General features: G+C 67.0%; 17 protein-coding genes. 15 read left to right on the top strand and 2 right to left on the bottom strand.

All coding sequences use genetic code 11. From position 1 onward, the window contains the following. The first annotated feature begins 223 nt into the window (after positions 1 to 223). From F5544_RS35695 to F5544_RS35655, 9 genes are read left to right on the top strand one after another with little or no spacing between them, the layout of a single operon-like run. Complete coding sequence (locus F5544_RS35695; RefSeq protein ID WP_167477247.1) at positions 224 to 1072, top strand: MlaE family ABC transporter permease; 849 nt, start codon at positions 224 to 226, stop codon at positions 1070 to 1072. Then, on the top strand, positions 1069 to 1935 hold the full coding sequence (locus F5544_RS35690) for an MlaE family ABC transporter permease (protein WP_167477246.1): 867 nt from the start codon (positions 1069 to 1071) through the stop codon (positions 1933 to 1935). The genes F5544_RS35695 and F5544_RS35690 overlap by 4 nt, the downstream gene beginning before the upstream one ends. Positions 1936 to 1939: 4 nt before the next feature. Continuing rightward, positions 1940 to 2968 carry an MlaD family protein gene (locus F5544_RS35685; RefSeq protein WP_167477245.1) on the top strand — a complete coding sequence of 343 codons (1029 nt, stop codon included), beginning with the start codon at positions 1940 to 1942 and terminating at the stop codon, positions 2966 to 2968. Beyond that, positions 2965 to 3957, top strand: coding sequence for an MlaD family protein (locus F5544_RS35680; RefSeq protein WP_167477244.1), 993 nt, complete (start codon positions 2965 to 2967; stop codon positions 3955 to 3957). Before F5544_RS35685 ends, F5544_RS35680 begins: the two co-directional genes overlap by 4 nt. Next, the gene (locus F5544_RS35675) at positions 3945 to 4946 is read left to right on the top strand and encodes an MlaD family protein (protein WP_167477243.1); all 1002 of its coding nucleotides are present in this window, start codon (positions 3945 to 3947) and stop codon (positions 4944 to 4946) included. Before F5544_RS35680 ends, F5544_RS35675 begins: the two co-directional genes overlap by 13 nt. A gap of 3 nt (positions 4947 to 4949) precedes the next feature. Then, the gene (locus F5544_RS35670; protein ID WP_167477242.1) at positions 4950 to 6029 is read left to right on the top strand and encodes an MlaD family protein; all 1080 of its coding nucleotides are present in this window, start codon (positions 4950 to 4952) and stop codon (positions 6027 to 6029) included. After that, positions 6026 to 7078, top strand: a complete 1053-nt coding sequence (locus F5544_RS35665) for an MlaD family protein (protein WP_167477241.1) — start codon at positions 6026 to 6028, stop codon at positions 7076 to 7078. The genes F5544_RS35670 and F5544_RS35665 overlap by 4 nt, the downstream gene beginning before the upstream one ends. Then, positions 7075 to 8031 (top strand): MlaD family protein, encoded by a 957-nt coding sequence (locus tag F5544_RS35660; protein ID WP_167477240.1) that lies wholly within the window; start codon positions 7075 to 7077, stop codon positions 8029 to 8031. Before F5544_RS35665 ends, F5544_RS35660 begins: the two co-directional genes overlap by 4 nt. 20 nt (positions 8032 to 8051) lie before the next feature. Continuing rightward, positions 8052 to 8663 carry a hypothetical protein gene (locus F5544_RS35655; RefSeq protein ID WP_238846824.1) on the top strand — a complete coding sequence of 204 codons (612 nt, stop codon included), beginning with the start codon at positions 8052 to 8054 and terminating at the stop codon, positions 8661 to 8663. On the opposite strand, the gene F5544_RS35650 is transcribed toward F5544_RS35655, so the two are convergent. Then, positions 8582 to 10003 (bottom strand): ABC1 kinase family protein, encoded by a 1422-nt coding sequence (locus F5544_RS35650; protein WP_167477239.1) that lies wholly within the window; start codon positions 10001 to 10003, stop codon positions 8582 to 8584. The genes F5544_RS35655 and F5544_RS35650 overlap by 82 nt on opposite strands. Before the next feature lie 119 nt (positions 10004 to 10122). Between F5544_RS35650 and F5544_RS35645 the strand changes: the two genes are divergently transcribed. The 3 genes from F5544_RS35645 to F5544_RS35635 all read left to right on the top strand — a co-directional run bounded on the left by F5544_RS35645 (position 10123) and on the right by F5544_RS35635 (position 13087). Further along, positions 10123 to 10755, top strand: a complete 633-nt coding sequence (locus F5544_RS35645) for a TetR/AcrR family transcriptional regulator (RefSeq protein ID WP_167477238.1) — start codon at positions 10123 to 10125, stop codon at positions 10753 to 10755. Positions 10756 to 11053: 298 nt separating this feature from the next. Further along, the gene (locus F5544_RS35640) at positions 11054 to 11458 is read left to right on the top strand and encodes a hypothetical protein (RefSeq protein ID WP_167477237.1); all 405 of its coding nucleotides are present in this window, start codon (positions 11054 to 11056) and stop codon (positions 11456 to 11458) included. A gap of 138 nt (positions 11459 to 11596) precedes the next feature. Beyond that, positions 11597 to 13087, top strand: coding sequence for a short-chain fatty acid transporter (locus F5544_RS35635; protein ID WP_167477236.1), 1491 nt, complete (start codon positions 11597 to 11599; stop codon positions 13085 to 13087). A gap of 38 nt (positions 13088 to 13125) precedes the next feature. On the opposite strand, the gene F5544_RS35630 is transcribed toward F5544_RS35635, so the two are convergent. Further along, positions 13126 to 14112, bottom strand: a complete 987-nt coding sequence (locus tag F5544_RS35630) for a helix-turn-helix transcriptional regulator (RefSeq protein ID WP_167477235.1) — start codon at positions 14110 to 14112, stop codon at positions 13126 to 13128. A gap of 63 nt (positions 14113 to 14175) precedes the next feature. On the opposite strand from F5544_RS35630, the gene F5544_RS35625 reads away from it, so the two are divergent. The 3 genes from F5544_RS35625 to F5544_RS35615 all read left to right on the top strand — a co-directional run bounded on the left by F5544_RS35625 (position 14176) and on the right by F5544_RS35615 (position 17446). Then, positions 14176 to 15327 carry an epoxide hydrolase family protein gene (locus F5544_RS35625; protein ID WP_167477234.1) on the top strand — a complete coding sequence of 384 codons (1152 nt, stop codon included), beginning with the start codon at positions 14176 to 14178 and terminating at the stop codon, positions 15325 to 15327. 257 nt (positions 15328 to 15584) lie between these two features. Next, positions 15585 to 16529, top strand: a complete 945-nt coding sequence (locus F5544_RS35620; protein WP_167477233.1) for an ABC transporter permease — start codon at positions 15585 to 15587, stop codon at positions 16527 to 16529. Next, entirely contained in the window at positions 16529 to 17446 is a 918-nt protein-coding gene (locus tag F5544_RS35615) for an ABC transporter permease (protein ID WP_167477232.1), read from the top strand. Before F5544_RS35620 ends, F5544_RS35615 begins: the two co-directional genes overlap by 1 nt. The last annotated feature ends 1 nt before the right edge of the window (position 17447 follow it).

Raw genomic sequence — 17447 nt, 5'->3', positions numbered from 1 at the left:
GAATCAAATTTAGATCTGTGTAACAACACCGGTCAATAGCGTCTGAGTAGGTTTGCGAGAACCGGCCGTCCGCTCACTCACTGCGTCGCGGGCTCGCTCGATCTGAAACGCTTGGAGCTGGTCAAACTTCATGTTCCGAGCCTGACCGGTTGGGTTCTGCGATTTCACGAACAGCCGGACACTTTGCCATTACAGTCTCAGTGATTGATCGAAGGAGCGGCGTATGGCAACACCCACGGCGACATCACCACCGCGTCCCTCCGCCGCGGGCGTCTTCCGGAAGAACCTCTCCGACACCGGCATCGCGAGCCTGCGGACCTACGGGCGCGCTGTGCTGCTGGCCGTGGAATCGGTCCGCGGCGCGGTCGCGGATCTGGTCCGCCGCCGCTTCCAATGGCGGGAGATGCTGCGGCAGTGCTGGTATCTGATCACCGTCACCGCCGTTCCCGCGGTGCTGATGGCGATTCCGTTCGGCGTGATCGTGTCGGTTCAGGTCGGCAATCTGATCCATCAGCTCGGCGCGGATTCGCTGATCGGCGCGGCGGGTGGGCTGGGCGTGATCAAGCAGGGCGCGCCGATGGCGACCGGTCTGCTGCTCGGCGGGGCGGGGGCGTCGGCGATCGCGGCGGACCTCGGGGCGCGCACCATTCGTGAGGAGATCGACGCGCTGCGGGTGATGGGGCTGAATCCCGTTCACCGGCTGGTGATTCCGCGCATGGTCGCCATGGTGATCGTGGCCCCGCTGCTGAATATCCTGATCATCTTCGTCGGCATCGCCTCCGGCTACGCCATCGCCGTGACGGCGCAGGGAGTCACATCCGGCAGCTACTGGTTGACCTTCGGATCGTTCGCCGTGGTCGCCGATGTCTGGGTGTCGCTGGCGAAGTCGGTGCTGTTCGGCTTCCTGGTGGTGATCGTCGCGTGCCAGCGGGGGCTCGAGGCCAAGGGCGGCCCGCGCGGCGTCGCCGACGGCGTCAATGCCGCGGTGGTGCTGTCGGTGGTGTCGATCGCGGTGGTCGATCTGGCGCTGACGCAGCTGGTCACGATGTTTCTGCCGGTGCGGTTCGCATGAGCGCCGCCGGTTACGTCCCCAGGGCGGTGCGGCCGCTGTATCGGGCGGCGCGGGTCGGTGCGGCGGTTCCCCGCGCGGTGGAGAGCATCGGCTTCGCACTCGATTTCGGGTGGCAGGTGCTGCGCTCGATTCCGTTGACGCTGCGGCACTATCGCGGCGAGACGGTCCGGTTGATCACGGATATGACATGGGGGAAGGGTTCGATCATCGTCGGCGGCGGCACCGTGCCGACGCTGATGGTGCTGGGCGTCGTGATGGGGGCGGGAACGGGTATCGAGGCGTTCGCGCTGCTGGATCTGCTCGGCATGGGCCCGTTGACCGGGATCATCTCCTCCTTCGCCAACACTCGCGAGCTGGCGCCGATCGCGGCCGGGGTGGGTTTCGCCGCGCAGGCGGGCTGCCGGATGACCGCCGAGATCGGCGCGATGCGCATCTCCGAGGAGATCGATGCATTGGAATCCCTTGGCCTACGGTCGATTCCGTTCGTGGTCAGCACCCGGGTGATCGCCGGGGCCGTCGCGATCGTGCCCACCTTCCTGGTCGCGCTGATCCTGGCCTATCTGAGCTGCGCCGTCGTGGTCGTCACCGTGCACGGGCAGTCCAGCGGCGTCTACTACCACTACTTCTTTCAGTTCGTATCCGGCTGGGACATGATCGCCGCGGTGATCAAGGTGCTGGTGTTCGTCACCGCGATCATCCTGATCCATTGCTACCAAGGCTTTTTCGCCGCGGGTGGCCCCGAGGGCGTCGGTATCGCCGCCGGGCGGGCGGTGCGGGCCAGCTTTGTCACCATCATCGCCTTGGACATGGTGCTCACTGTCGCGCTGTGGGGCGTCGGTTCCTCGATTCAGTTCACGGGGTGACGCGATGCCCAGATACGGAATGCCGGGATCCGCCATCACCCGCGGTGGTGCGCTCCGGCGTGGATTCGCGGCCCTCTTGGTCGGGGCCGTAATCGGCACGGGTGCGGTGCATTACGCGCACACTCGTTCCGACGGACGGGTGCGGGTGCAGGTGTTGACCACGCGGATCGGGGGCGGAATCGGCGCCGGCTCGGCGGTCGAACTCGACGGGGTGCCCGCGGGGCGAATCGACGGTATCGAGGTCGTCGCGCCGGGGCGGCAACGGCTGACGCTGGCACTCACACCCTCGGCGGCGGCCGAACTGACGGATACCTTCGCCCTGCGGTTCTCGCCGGGAAATCTGTTCGGCATCAGCCGAATCGCGCTGCGGCCCGGGTCCGGCGGCCACCCGCTGCGCGACGGCGAGGTCATCGATCTGTCCGCGACCGGCCGGGTCGTCGATGCGACCATGGGTCGGCTGCTCGAGCAGTTGGCCGCCACCGCCGGACAGTTGGCGACTCCCGAGCTCACTTCGTCGCTGAATCGGATGAGCACCGAATTGGACTCGGTCGCACCGCTTTTGCAGGTGATCGTTGCCACGACCCGCACGGTCGTCGACGGTCAGCGATACGCGCCGTCCTACCTGATCGCGCAGTACGCTTCCGCCCTCCAGGGGATGGCCTCGTTGCTGGGCGGCAGTGTCACACTGCTGGAAAGCTTTTCGAACATTCCGGTGCTGCGCGAGGATCGCGCGCTGTTCGACCGGTCGGTCGACATCATCACCGAGCAGATCGTGCCGTCGGTCGGTCGCGCCGGATCGGCCGCGCAACGCGCGTTCGGGCCCTATTCGGAACTGGTGGCTCCGCTGCTGCGGGCGCTGGCCGCCACCGTGCCCGCACCCGGGCGGTCCGCCACCGAGATTCGACAGCTCCTCGACCGGCTCGACAGCGCTTTCACCGACGGTCCCGGCGGGCCGGTGCTGAATGTCGAGGTGGCGCTGCGCGGTGTTCCCGCCGTCGCCGTGCCGCTGCTCGGCGCGGGAGGCGGCCGATGAGCTCGTTCCGATTCGCCTGGCGGATAGGCGTTTTCGCGGCGGTCATGATCGTGCTGCTGATGCTGATCGTGCAGGTCATCCGCCGTCCGGTCGTCGGTGCGGTCGATGGGTATACCGCGATCTTCACCGATGCCAACGGATTACACGCCGGCGACGACGTGCGCATGTACGGGCTGCCGGTCGGCAAGGTCGAGTCGCTCGCCCTGGACGGCGCGAACGCGAAGGTGCGGTTCAGCATTCAGCGGGCGCACGCGATGTTCGAGGGCAGCACGCTGGCCATCCGCTACCAAACCCTGGCCGGGCAGCGCTATCTCGAGGTGCGCCCGCCCGCGCGGGCGGGCGCGCGGCTCGCATCCGGCGCGACGATCGGCGCGGACCACACCGTCCCGTCCTTCGATATCACCGCCCTGTTCGACGGCCTGCAGCCGATTCTGGCCGGGGTGTCACCGGATGCGATCAACCGGTTCGCCGAGAGCATGCTGGCCGTGCTGGAGGGTGACGGTTCCGGTCTCGGGCAGGCGCTGAACGCCATCGAGCAGCTGTCGGCCTACGTCAGCGACCGGCAGACGGTGATCTCCACCTTGATCCGCAACCTGCGCGAGATGTCGGATGCGCTGACCGGGCGATCCCCGCATATGGTCACGATCATCAGCGGATTGGCCGATGTCTTCGCCTCATTGGAGCAGAAATTGCAGGGGGTGGTCGACTATGCGGAAACCATTCCGCCGGTGCTGCAACCCTTGGACGACCTCGCCGCCCGCCTCGGCCTGAGCCCGGGCGCCGACACCGATGTGGACCGGATCCTGCGTGCCGCCCTGCCGGACCCGGCGGCCGCCCGCGATGTGCTCGCCCGGCTACCCGGATTGCTCCAGACGCTCGATGGGCTGAGCGCGGGCGCGGCGTCGATCTGTAGCCACGGCCCGGCATCGCTGCCCGCGCCGCTGGCCCTGCTGATCGATGGGCGGAGGATCACGATATGCCAACGCTGACAAGCGGTTTCACCCGTCACCTGCGCGACGACTCGGGCCGGGAGCTGCGCTGGGGTGTGCTCGGTGTGCTGGCCGTCGTGGCGCTGCTGGTGGTGTGCGCGGTGTTATATGTTCTGCCGCTGGGTAAGTCGAGCTACACCGCATTGTTGTCCGAGGCAGGTTCGGTACAGGTCGGCGACGAGGTGCGGGTGGCCGGGATAACGGTAGGGTCGGTCACCGGCCTGGAGTTACTGCCCGATCAGGTACGCATGCGCTTCACCGTGGATCACCAGGTCTTCGTCGGTGACGCCAGCACACTCGACATTCGTATGCTCACCGCCGTCGGCGGACATTACCTCGCGATGACACCAGCCGGATCGAAACCACTTGGCGCGCAGCCTATCCCGGCCGATCGGGTGCGGCTGCCGTACAGTCTGATGCGGACCTTCCAAGACGCGGCCGCACCGGTCGAGCGGGTGGACGGCGATGCGCTGCGCCGCAATCTGGCGGCTGTCCGGCGGTCGCTGGCCGACAATCCGGATTCGATTCGCCGCCTGAGCGATGCCATGGACACCGTTGTCGGAATTTTCGACAAGCAGCGCACCGATATCGCCGCCGCCCTCTCGGCCGCCGACGAATATCTGTCGACCATCGACGCGGGCAAATCCGCCATCGGCGAACTGATTCGGCACATCGGCTCGGTGGAAACAATCTTGATCGACAAGCGCGACGAGATCAATGCCGCTGTCCCGCTGACGATTCGATTCGTTTCCCGCATCGCGGCGCTGGAACCGGGCTACCGCACCACCCTGCAACCGCTGGTGGACGAATTCGCCAGGGCACTACCGGAATTGCAGCGGCTCGGACAGCGACTGGACGAGATGATCACGACCGTCGACGGTCTCACCACGCATCTGCGGCAGGTGGCCGCACAGCAGGGGGTCACCATCGATCAGTCGGCGACAACGCTGTCCACGATCTGTGTGCCGCTGCCGGGGAAGGGGTGCTGAGCCGTGCGTCGTCTCCTCGCTTCGCGCGGGCTCACATCACTGCTCGCGGTGTTCGGCGCCGCCGTCGTCGCGGTGGCCGGGTACGCGGTCGTGGCCGATCCGCTGAAACCGGTGCGGCACTATTGCGCACAGCTGCCCGATTCGATCGGCCTGTATCCCGGCAGCCACGTGCGGGTGCGCGGCGTCGTTGTCGGCACCGTCGATACGGTGCGACCCGAGAACGGTTCGGTCCGAGTCGATTTCGGCATCGACGCCGGATACCCGCTGCACGGTGACGTCGGAGCCGCGACGGTCTCGGACACCCTCGCCGCCGATCGCGACCTGACCGTATTGCCCGGCCCGTCCACCGCTGCCCGCTGGGATCCGGCCCGCTGCATCACCCGCACCCTCACCCCGAAGAGCATCACCGAAACCCTGCGGGCCACCGACGAACTCGCGCACAAGCTCAGCGCCGGTGATGATCCCCGGCTGGTCCACGACACCCTCGAGGCGCTGCGCACCGCCACCGCCGGAGCGGGCCCGCGGTTCAACCAGGTGATCACGAAGCTCGGTTCCGCCGCGCGGGCGCCCGACAACCAGATCACCCAGGTCGGCGACCTCATCGACGCCCTGTCGTCGCTGGCGGCGAGCGTCGCGGCGAACTGGGATCAGGTGCGCGACGTCCTCACCCGCTTCCCGGGCGTATTCGATCAGATCAACAACGATATCTTCGCGCACCTCACCGAGCTGGTCGACGGCCTGCGCGTGCTGCTGCCCTGGGTCAACGACATAACCCGGGAATACGGTGGCGCCATCCTCGGCGGTCTCGACGCCGCGGTGCCCTATGCGCGAATCGTGGCGTCGGGCGCGGGAACGCTGCGGCAGATCATCGACCGCATCCCCGCGATCGCGGGCCTCTTCACCCGCGCCGCCGGGCCGGACGGACAACCGGCGCTCGCCTGGATACCACCGAAAGTTCAACTGTCGCAACAGATCAGCGATCAGGTCTGCGCGGCGGTGAACGCGTTGGCCCCCGGGCGCTGCGACGATTCGCGGACAGTCGACCTGGCGGCACTGATATTCGGATCGGTAGGTGCTCGATGAGAGGTGAGAAGCGCAGGGGGACAATGGTTTCGCTGGCAGTCGTGGCGGTGGTCGGGCTCGGTGGCTGCGGCTTCGACCCCTCGGCGATTCCGGTGCCGGGCGCCACCGTCTCCGGACCGACCTACCGGGTGCGCATCCAGTTCGCGAACGCGCTCAACCTGCCCGCCCGCGCCAAGGTCGTCGCCGACGGCGTCGAGGTCGGCAGCCTCGCGGGCGTCACCCTAGTAGATCCGGACGGCACCCGGCCCGGCTACGTCGTCGCGGACGTCGATATCGCCGCCTCGGTCCGGCTGCCCGCCGCGACCACCGCCCAACTGCGCCAAGACACGGTGCTCGGCGACATCTATATCGCCCTCGCCGCACCCGCCACGGGCGCCCCGATCGGTGACAACGCGACGATCCCGATCGCGCAGACCCGGCCCGCGATTCAGGTCGAGGACACCATGGCCGGGATCGCCACCTTCGTGCGCGGCGGGGCGATCACCCGGATACAGGACATCCTGAACCAGGTGAATGCCGCGCTGCCCGCCGATCCGGGCGAGACCGCGCGTCTCGCGCGGGCGAGCATCGGCGATCTCACCGATGTGGCAACGCATTTGGATCGCGTCGACCAATTCGTCGCGGCGGCGCAGGCCGATATCGACGTAATCCGCACCAACGCGACCGCCGTTCGGGACCTGTTCTCACCCGAGGGAGCCCGGCGCGTCACCGAGGCCACCACCTCGCTGGCGCACCTGCTCGGAGTCTTCTCCGCCATCGGCGGATTCGCGCACGCCATCGCCTGGCTCGCACTACTCGCGCAATCCGGTGACGCGGCGGCACAGGCTTTTTTACCGCTGCTGTTCACCAATCGCCCGCTCGATCTGAACGCACCGTCGAATCTCAACAGGTTGGTGAGCCTGTTGCGTGACCGGATTCTGCCGTTCGCCGAACAGGGGCCGAAGGTGAACATCACCGATGTCGGTGCCGCGGCCACCGATTCGATGTCACGGGACGAGCGGGTGGCCTCGGTCATCGCGGCCCTGCGCATGGTGGGAGTGGTGCGATGAGGTGGCGATCGGTGCTGTCGCTGGGCGCGATCGCCGTGGTTTTCGTGCTCGGCGCGAGCTATCTCACCTTCGGCGTCGTCCGCGTCGACTGGTTCCGGCATTACCTGAATCTCACCATGGATCTACCGAATTCCGGTGGGCTGCAACAACATTCTCCGGTGTTGCTATCGGGTGTTCCGGTCGGCAAGGTCATCGGGGTCGAAACCGTCGAGCACGCGGTGCGGGTCCGGATTCGCGTCGAGGACACCTACCGGATCCCCACCGCCAGCATCCTGCGCATCGAGAATCTGTCCGCGCTCGGCGAACCCTATCTGGAATTCACCCCGCCCGACGGCGGCGGACCCTACCTCACCGACGGCGCCCGAATCGATGCTCGCCAGGTGCGATCGCCGTTATCGATCCCGGAGATGGCCACGGCCGCAACCGATCTGCTCGGCCAGCTGGACCCACCGGCCGTCGGCGAGCTGGTGCGGACGTTCACCGAAGGGACGTCAGGAGTGGAATCGGCTCTGCCCCAGCTGAATCGGGCGGCGGAGTTATTAGCCGCCACCCTGCTCGGCCGCCAGCCGCAACTGCGGACCATGCTCACCGATCTGCAGACCATCGGCGCGGATATGGACTGGCTCGGCCCGTCACTCGAGGCGGGCGGACCGCAGTGGGGGCGGTTCGGCGGCCGAGTCCGCGATGTCGTCGACGCGCTGGAGAAACTGATGCGCAGCAAGGGATTTCCCGAGGATTACCAAACCGGAACCGGGCTGGTTCCGTTCTTCGATCAGCTCGCCGCACGCCTCGACCGCATCGGGCCCGAGGTGCGTCCCCTTATCCCCGTGCTGGCCCCGCTGACCTCGTCCGCCGCCGGCGCGCTGCGCACCATCGACCTGAGCGCGCTCATTTCGCAGGCCCTGAGCAGCACCGACACCGGGGCCGTTCGCCTGCGGATCGCTGTCCGTTGATCCGTTTCCCGGAGGATGCCATGACCGTCGCCACCGACCCGAAAACCACTGCACCCGAACCTGATTCGAGCAGTCCGGCACCGATCGGGCGTCGCGTCGCGCTCGGCTCGCGAACGGTTTCGATCCGGGTGGGCACGGTCCTGCGCGGTCTCGCGATCACCGTCGCGACGGCCGCCGCCGTGATCTTCGCTGTGCTGTGGTGGTCGGCCCGGAGCGACCTGCACCACCGCGACGCCGCCGCGGCCGACCGGCGGCACGCCGAGCAGGTCGCCACCGACTACGCCCTCGGGGCATCCACCATCGACTACCAGAACTTCCCCGCATGGATGACCAAGCTGAAGGCGAATACGACATCCCAGCTGGCCGCCAAATTCGACGCGACCGGACCGGCACTGCAACAACTGCTGACCCCGCTGCGGTGGACGTCCACCGCGAAACCCATTGCCGCCAAGGTGCTCTCGGAATCCGGAAGCAGCTATCAGGTGGACGTCTTCCTCGACGTCGACACCACGAGCGCCCAGACGCCCGACGGTGCGCGCACCACCGTCGCCTACCACGTCACCGTCGACCGCGACTCCGGCTGGAAACTCACCGACGTCGGCGGCATGGACGGTGCGCTACCGGTGCGGTGACCGACCCAATCACGGTGCGCCCGACCGAGTTCGGTGCGCGGTTCGTCGTCGAAGATCCACTCGCGGGCGACGATGTGCAGGTTCGTGTGCGGTCGCAACTGGCCGAGGATCGCGAGCAGTTGCAGTTCCGCCCGGCCGCGCAGCGCGTGCTCGGCGGGCAGATTGAACGGGCGCAACGACACATCCGGCGCGGGTCCGAGCAGAGCGACGAGGTCGGTGGCGATATCGGGGCCGAACTCCGTCGGCCCGTCGCGCAGATACCAGCCGAACAGCCGGAGGAATACCTCGTAGGCCTGTTTGTCGGAAACCTGTGCGGCGGTGGCGAATCCGCGTGTCTGCATCAGTTCGACGATCCGCGCCACGTCGCCGTCTATCCCGGCGCGCAAGCCGGTCAACTCCGCCGCCGCGATATCCGCGCGCACAGTCTTGCACAGGCCGAAATCCAGGAAGCCGATCGAACCGTCGTCGCACAGCACGGCGTTGCCCGGATGCGGGTCGCCGCTGTAGAAGTGCATCGAATACGGTGCGCCACAATAGAATCGGAAGAGAATTTCGGCGAGCCGATTGCGCTCGTCCAGCGGGGAATCATAGGCCGCACGCAGTGGCTTGCCCGCAAGCCATTCGGTGACGAGCACCCGCTGCCCCGACAGTGCGCAGATGAGCTCGGGTATCCGGATGAACGGATGGTCGCGATATGCCTCGTGCATCAGCCGTGTATTGCGCGCCTCGATGCGATAGTCCAACTCCTCCCGGATACGCGCCTCGAACTCGTCCGCCAATGCCGCCGTGTCCAGCGCCGGATGGACGAACCGATACACGCTCAGCAGGGTGCGCAGATTTTTCAGGTCCGCCAGTACCGCCTGTTCGATGCCGGGGTACTGGACCTTCACCGCGACAGGTCGGCCGTCGAGCAGCCGGGCCCGGTACACCTGTCCGATCGACGCGGCGGCTATCGGTTCACGCTCGAATTCGGCGAATGCCGTGGCCAGTTCGCCGCCCAGTTCGCTCTCCAGGTGGTCACGCATCTCCGTCCACGGCACCCTGGGCGCGTTGTCCTGCAATGTCGCCAAGGTGGATTGGAAGAGGTCGCGATATTCCGGCGGCACGAATCCCGGGTCGACCAGCGAGAGCATCTGCCCGAGCTTCATCGCGGCACCGCGCATCGTCCCGAGCACCGCCACCAATCGCTCGGCCAGCAGCGCATTGCGCAGCCGCTCCGCCTCATCGGCGCGCTCCGGCGAACGCACCAGATCCGCGGCCTTGCCTGCCGCGAGCCGCACGGTCTGCGTGCCCGCCAAGCCGCCCAGCTTCGCGGCCCGGCCGGCGCGCGTTCGTGCCATCTTCGCCACCGCCCGAGTATGACCCGTCACCCGGAGGGATGCGACCAATGAAGCAAAAATCGTTCATTGACTCACCCGCGCCGGGCCGGAACCATTCACCGGACGTTAATCTTTCAACCGTGACGGACCAGAACAGCGACGTCGTCGGCCGGATTTTCGGGGCGGGGTTGCTCGCCATCGACGCCGAACAAAGCCGCTTGCTGGATGCGGCCCGGGCCGAATTCATCGAACACGGCTTCCGGCGCACCTCGGTCGGCGATATCGCCCGCCGCGCGAAGGTGTCGCGGCCCACCGTCTACCGGCGGCTGGGCGACAAGGATCAGATCGTCCGCCAGGTCGTGGTGCGCGAGGTGGTGTCGTTCTTCGTCGGGATCAGCGGCCAGGTGCTGACCAAGGAGACGGCGGCGGACAAGGCGGTCGAAGCGTTCGTGCTCGGCGTCCGCGAATCCCGCCGCCATCCGTTGGTGGCCGCGCTGCGCCAATTCGAACCCGAAACCTTGACGTCCTTCCTTGTCGACCATGTCGCATCGATGGAACCGGTGCGCGCCGCCATCGCCATGGCCATCACCGACGACTCCCTACCGCTCGACGGAGCGCTGCGCGCCGCCGAAATGTTCGTCCGCGTCGCCGCCTCCCTACTCATGGTCCCCAGCGAGGCCCTCCCGATCGACACCGACGAGCACGCCCGCTGGTTCGCCGGCACCTACTTCCCCCCGATCATCGCCGCATCAGTGGGCCCCGGCCCGGTTTGATACCTATGCCGGTAGTCACCGGTGGGAAGGATTCATGATCGGCTAATGGTTGGGGTGGTATCGGTTGGCTATGGGATACAACGGTTTTCGGTTGGGGGTTGTGGGGGTTGGGGTGGTTTGTTCGGGGGTGTTCGCGCCGCAGGCCGTGGGTGAGGCGGGGTGGACGGTGACGGTGTATTACACGGCTGTCGAGTCGTTTCACGGGGATGCGGATGTGTCGGTTACGGGGTGCCGGGATGCTCGATGTTCCGGTGGGCAGGTCGAATTGGGGAGGTTTCCGGGGAGTTTTGTGCGGGCCGTGCACGATGAGGGGGCGGGGCGGATCACGCGTGACGCGCCGAAAAGGTATCTGAACTGGTCGCATGACGTCGGGTACTGGCTGGATGACGAGCCGAAGAGCGCGTCGGGGACGCGGTTGCGGCCGTTCGCCAGTTCGGCGGCGGATGAGGTCGCTCGCGGGAGTCATGTGCGGCTGGAATCGTGTGGCGTCGACGACGGCGGTTCGGCGCCCGCCGCGGATATCTGCGCGAAATTCACTGCGCCGGAATGGGTTATCGACGACGAGTTCACCCCTGGACTCGGCGGGAAGAACCATATCGACCTCTACATCGGTGAAGAGGATATGGCCGACTTCCCGACCAAGAGCCCGATGGTCGTCACATGGACCGGCGCGACCGTGCGGATAACACCACCCGGCAACTAAGGGGGCAGCACCCGCTGAGCTGCAGTTCAGCAAAACGGGGTGACCAGTATGAAAAAAACTGGAATCCCCGTATCCGGGACTGGAATATGCCATAGCCTGCTCGATCGGTATGTGAGGTTCGACTGAGTGGAGGTCCGCATGGCACCGGTGCCAGAGGTGGCTGCGACGGACGGGCGGCCGCGGCCGGACGAGGACGGTGAGGGCCGGTTGGCCCGAATCGCGTTGTGGTTCACCGCGTTTACCGAGCGTTGGCTGCCCGATGCCTTCGGCTTCGTGCTCGTCGGCACCTTTCTGATCGTCGCGCTCGGGCTCGGCACCGGTGTTCCGCTCGTCGGCACACCGAGCGATCCGGCGGCGACCGGCGGATTCGGCTTGGTCGACGCCTGGGGTAAGGGATTCTGGAGCCTGATCCAGTTCACCCTGCAGATGGCGATGATCATCATCGGCGGCTATGCGGTGGCGGTATCGCCGCCGGTGGCCCGCGTCATCGAACGGCTCGCACGGGTGCCGAGGTCGCCGCGGGCGGCCATCGCGTTCACCGCCGCCATTTCGATGATCACGGCCTACCTGAACTGGGCGTTCAGCCTGATCTTCACCGCCATCCTGGCCAGGGAGATCGCCAGGATCCTGCGCGGCGTCGACTATCGCGCGGTGGGCGCCATGGCCTTCCTGGGCCTGGGAACCGTATGGGCGCAAGGACTCTCGGGCTCGGCGGCATTGCAGGTCGCCAGCGCCGGATCCAGCCCCAAAGCGGTGCAGGACGTCATCAAGGCCGGCCGGGGGAGCGGCCTGATCCCCTTGTCGGAGACCATCTTCCGGTGGCAGGGCATCGTGGCCACCCTGGTGGTGTTCGTGATCGCGGTCGCCGTGGCCTGGTTCATCACCCCGACCGGCGCCGCCGTCAAATCGGCGGCCGATCTCGGTGTCGAGCTGAAGCCGTTGACGCGCAACGACAATGCCGACAGCGGCCAGCGGCGACCCGGCGACTGGCTCGAGCACAGCCCGCTGTTCAGCGTGCTGCTGACCCTGTTCGGGCTGTGGTATCTGGTGCGGTATTTCCAGCACGCGCAGGGCGGCGCGCTGAACGCCCTGGATCTGAACACCATCAATATGATCCTCATCCTGCTGGCCCTGCTGCTGCACTGGCGGCCGTCGAACCTGGTGGCCTCGGTGCGCGACGCCGCACCGGCCGCCTCCGGCGTGCTACTCCAATTCCCGCTCTACGGTGGGATTTTCGGCATGATCGCCTATACCGGACTATCGAAGTCGATCGCCGGTTGGCTGGTCGGCCTGACCAACGGGTACCTCTATCCCGCGGTGATCGGCCTCTACTCCTGTGTGCTCGGAATCTTCGTGCCGAGCGGTGGCAGCAAGTGGGTGATCGAGGCGCCCTATGTGCTGGACGCGGCCAATCAGCTGCGGGTGAACCAGGGCTGGATGGTCGTGGTCTACGACCTCGGCGAGGCGAGCGCCAATCTGCTGCAACCATTTTGGATGCTGCCGACCCTGGCCATCCTCGGCCTCAAGGCCCGCCACATCATGGGCTACACCTTCGTGATGTTCCTGGTCTGCTTCCCGGTGGTGCTCGTGCTGGTCACCGTGCTCGGACACACCTTGCCGTTCCCGTGAGCCGAACCCATTGCGCGCCAACGACCAACGACGAATGCTCAGGAAGTTCCCTGCTCACCGGCCGGGCCGCCATCCGCGACCGACCCGGCCGCCCTGAGCAGTCGGGCCGCCAGCTCGCGCAGCCGCGCGGCCAACTCGGACGGTTCGAGCACCTCGAATTCGAAGCCGAAGCCGAGCAGATAGACGGCGATCGCGTCGAGCGAGTTCGAACCCGTATGCAGCACACAGGTTTCCGCGTCGATCGCCTCGATGACGCCGACGGTCGGGGCGATCCGCTCGGCCGCGATCGCCGCGGAGGCCCGCAGCATGATGCGGGCCTGGTACCGATAGGGCGCGGTGGTCACCCCGCGCGAGACCAGATCGGCCGCGTCGGGGGCCGCGCGCGGGGTGAAGCGCGGGCCGGTCGGGGTGCGCGGGGTGAGCCGGTCCACCCGGTAGGTGCGCCAATCCGCGCGGTCCACATCCCAGCCGGTCAGGTACCAGCGGCGGCCGGTGTGTACGAGACGGTGCGGTTCGGTTGTGCGGCAAGAGATTTCGCCGGTGTGCGTGCGGTAGTCGAAACGCAGCCGGTGGTGGTCGCGAATGGCGGCGGCAATCGCGGTCAGGACGTCTGGATCGATCTGTGGGCCGCCCGCAGGCACGGCGACGGTCGCCGATTGCAGCGCGGTCATGCGGTGACGCAGCCGGGAGGGGAGCACCTGTTCGAGTTTGGCCAGCGCACGCAGCGAACTCTCCTCGATTCCGGCGATGGTGCCGCCCGCCGCGGTGCGCAGGCCCATGGCGACGGCGATGGCCTCGTCGTCGTCCAGCAGCAGCGGCGGGAGTTCCGCGCCCGCCCCGAGCCGATACCCGGCCGCGCCCGCGACCGCGTGCACGGGATAGCCGAGGTTGCGCAGCTTTTGGATATCCCGGCGGACGGTGCGCACATCCACCGCGAGACGGTCGGCCAGTTCGGCGCCGGTCCATTCGCGCGGGGTCTGTAGCAGCGAGAGTAGGCGCAGCAGCCGGGCTGAGGTTTCCATCACAGAAGTAATTATGTCTCGAAGCTAGGGCTGAAGCTGTCCTAGCTGCCGCATACGGTACGTCTCATGAGCAACGAGATCACTCCCTTCCGGATCGAAATCCCCCAGGAACAGCTCGACGACCTGCGGGCCCGGCTCGATGCCGCGCGGATGCCCGCGCCGCTGCCGGGCGACGACTGGGATACCGGTGTCCCGGTGCACTGGCTGCGCGAGCTGGTCGAGTACTGGCGCACCGAATACGACTGGCGGGCCGCCGAGGCGGAACTGAACCGGTACCCGCAGTTCATCACCGAAATCGACGGTCAGCGCGTGCATTTCCTGCACATCCGCTCGGCCGAGCCTGCGGCGACACCGCTGCTGCTCACCCACGGCTGGCCGGGGTCGGTCGTCGAATTCCTCGACGTGATCGGACCGCTCACCGATCCGGGCGCGCACGGCGGCGACCCGGCCGACGCCTTCCACCTGGTGATTCCGTCGCTGCCCGGTTTCGGATTCTCCGGGCCGGTCAGCGAATCGGGCTGGGACAGAGCGCGAATCGGCAAGCTGTGGGCGAAACTCATGGACCGCCTGGGCTATTCGCGATACGCCGTACAGGGCGGTGATATCGGCGGCGCGGTGAGCCCGGAGGTGGCGCGGTCCGCGCCGGATCGGGTGATCGGCGTCCACGTGAACGGCGGCACGAACCTTCCGCCGTTCCCGCTCCCGGAGTCCGAACTCGCCGAGCTGACCGAGCTCGAGCGCGACCGGATCGCCCGGATCGCGGCCTTCATGCGAGAAGAGTTCGGCTACATCGCGATTCAATCCACCCGCCCGCAGGCGCTCGCGTACGGTCTGGTGGATTCGCCGGTGGGGCAGCTGGCCTGGATCACGGACAAATTCCGGGAATGGACCTTCCCGCGAAATGTGCTGCCGGACAAGATCATCGACCGTGACCGCCTGCTGACCAACGTGATGTTCTACTGGCTCACCGGCACCGCGGGCTCCGCCGCCTACGTCGGCTACGCGAGCGCCCAGGCATGGGGCGAGCTCCCGGCGAACTCCGGCGTCCCCACCGCCTGCATCGTCTTCGCGCACGATGTCGCGATCCGCCGCTACTGCGAAACCTCCAACACCATCACGCGCTGGACCGATGTCGACCGCGGCGGCCACTTCGCCGCCATGGAAGAGCCCGAAATCTTGGTCGCCGATATCCGCGAGTTCTTCCGCGATCTGCGCTGACGGGTGCGATCCGGCGGGCGCGAACGCGTCCGCCGGATCGTCGTGCGAACCGCGGAATAACTGTTGCGCTCACGACGCGGTAAATGCTTGCGGTGCACCGCCATCGGTGCTCGCCGGATAAAGCCGATGTCGCACAAGGAATCTGAGGCTCCGGTTCCGGTGGACGCGAGCATTTCACCTAGCTAACATGCCCGCATGGTGTTAGGTGACCGGTTGGTCGCATTCGCGGCGATTGCGTTTCTGTTGCGGAGGCGACGATGACGGGATACCTACTGCGTCGGGTGCTGCAGTCGGTGATCGTGGTCGTGCTGGTCTCGGTGCTCACGTTCGTGCTGCTGCAGCTGCTGCCCGGCGGCCCGGCCCGCGCGATCCTCGGGCCGAAGGCGACACCGCAGCAGATCGAAACCTTCAATCAGCAGAACGGCTATGACAAACCGCTGGTCGTGCAGTTCCTGCATTGGGCGGGCGGCGTGCTGCACGGCGATCTCGGCTACTCCTACAAGCTGAACCAGCCGGTCGTCGACGTCATCACCGACCACCTGCCGAAGACGCTGATCCTGATGTCGCTGTCCACCGCCGTCGCGGTGCTGCTCGCGGTGCCGATCGGGATCTATCAGGCACGCAAGCGAAACACCCTCGGCGACTACGCGATCACCGGATTGTCGTTCGCGTTCTACGCCATGCCGACCTTCTTCCTCGGTGAACTGCTGATCCTGCTGTTCGCCATTCAGCTGCACTGGTTTCCGCCGGTCGGGCCGGACGGTAATACGGTCGGCGAAATCCTCGGGCAGGCATCGGGTCTGGTGCTGCCGGTGGCGACGCTGACGCTGGTCACCATCGCGTCGTTCGGTCGGTACGTGCGTTCCTCGGTGATGGAGAACCTGCGGCAGGACTATGTGCGCACCGCGCTGGCCGGGGGCGCGAGCGACGGCCGGGTGCTGTTGCGGCATGTGCTGCGCAATTCGCTGATCCCGGTGGTCACGCTGCTCGGGCTCACCCTGCCGCAGCTGTTCGCGGGCGCGCTGATCACCGAGCGGGTGTTCAACTATCCGGGGATGGGTTTCATTTTCGTCCAGGGGGCACAGGTGCACGACTATCCGGTCTTGCTCGGCATCGGTCTGATGGTCGCCGTCGCGACCGTCGTCGGCTCGCTGCTGGCCGATATCGGCTACGCCGTGCTCGATCCGAGGGTGAAGTACTGATGGCCGATCGCATCCTGCCGCTCAACGAATCACCGGAAGTCGTTGCCGCCCAGCATATTCCGGGTCGTGCCCGATCCAGGTTCGCAACCGTGCTGCGCAGTCTGCTCGCGAACAAGCTCGCCGTGGTCGGCATCGGGCTGATCGCGTTGTTCCTGCTGTTCTGCTTCCTCGGCCCGGTGCTCTACCACTCCGAGCAGATCGCGACGAATCTCGCGGGCGCCAATCAGCCGCCGAGTTCCGCGCATCCGCTCGGCACCGACGACGTCGGCTACGACGAACTCGGCAGGCTCATGGTCGGCGGGCGCGCGTCGGTGGAGATCGGCGTCGCCGCGGCGGTCATCGCCACCGTCTTCGGGACGCTGTGGGGTGCGGTCGCGGGCTATGTCGGTGGTTTCGTCGATTCGGCGATGATGCGCGTCGTCGACACCCTGCTGGCGATACCGACGCTGTTCCTGCTGCTGATCCTCTCGTCGATCTTCACCGCCAGCGTCGGCCTGCTCATCCTCGTGGTGTCCTTCGCCGCCTGGCTCTCGCCCGCGCGCCTGGTGCGCGGCGAGACATTGTCCCTGCGCACAAGGGAATACGTGCAGGCGGTGAAGATGATGGGCGGCGGCAACCGCCGGGCGATCCTGCGCCACATCATGCCCAACGCCGTCGGCGTCATCGTGGTGAACGCGACCTTCCAGGTGGCCGACGCGGTGCTGATGGTGGCGGCGCTGAGCTATCTCGGACTCGGCATGGCGCCGCCGCACGCCGACTGGGGCAGCATGCTTTCCAACAGCACGGATTTCCTGCAGAACGGCTACTGGTGGATGGTCCTGCCGCCGGGTGTGGCGATCATGGGCGTCGTCATCGGATTCAACTTCCTCGGCGACGCGTTGCGCGACGCGCTCGAGGTACGGCTGCGGAGGTGGTGAA

The organism is Nocardia arthritidis (assembly GCF_011801145.1).
GTDB classification, from domain to species: domain Bacteria; phylum Actinomycetota; class Actinomycetes; order Mycobacteriales; family Mycobacteriaceae; genus Nocardia; species Nocardia arthritidis_A.
Note: the sequence above shows the minus strand (reverse complement) of the source record. Positions and strands in the feature narration are given on the sequence as shown.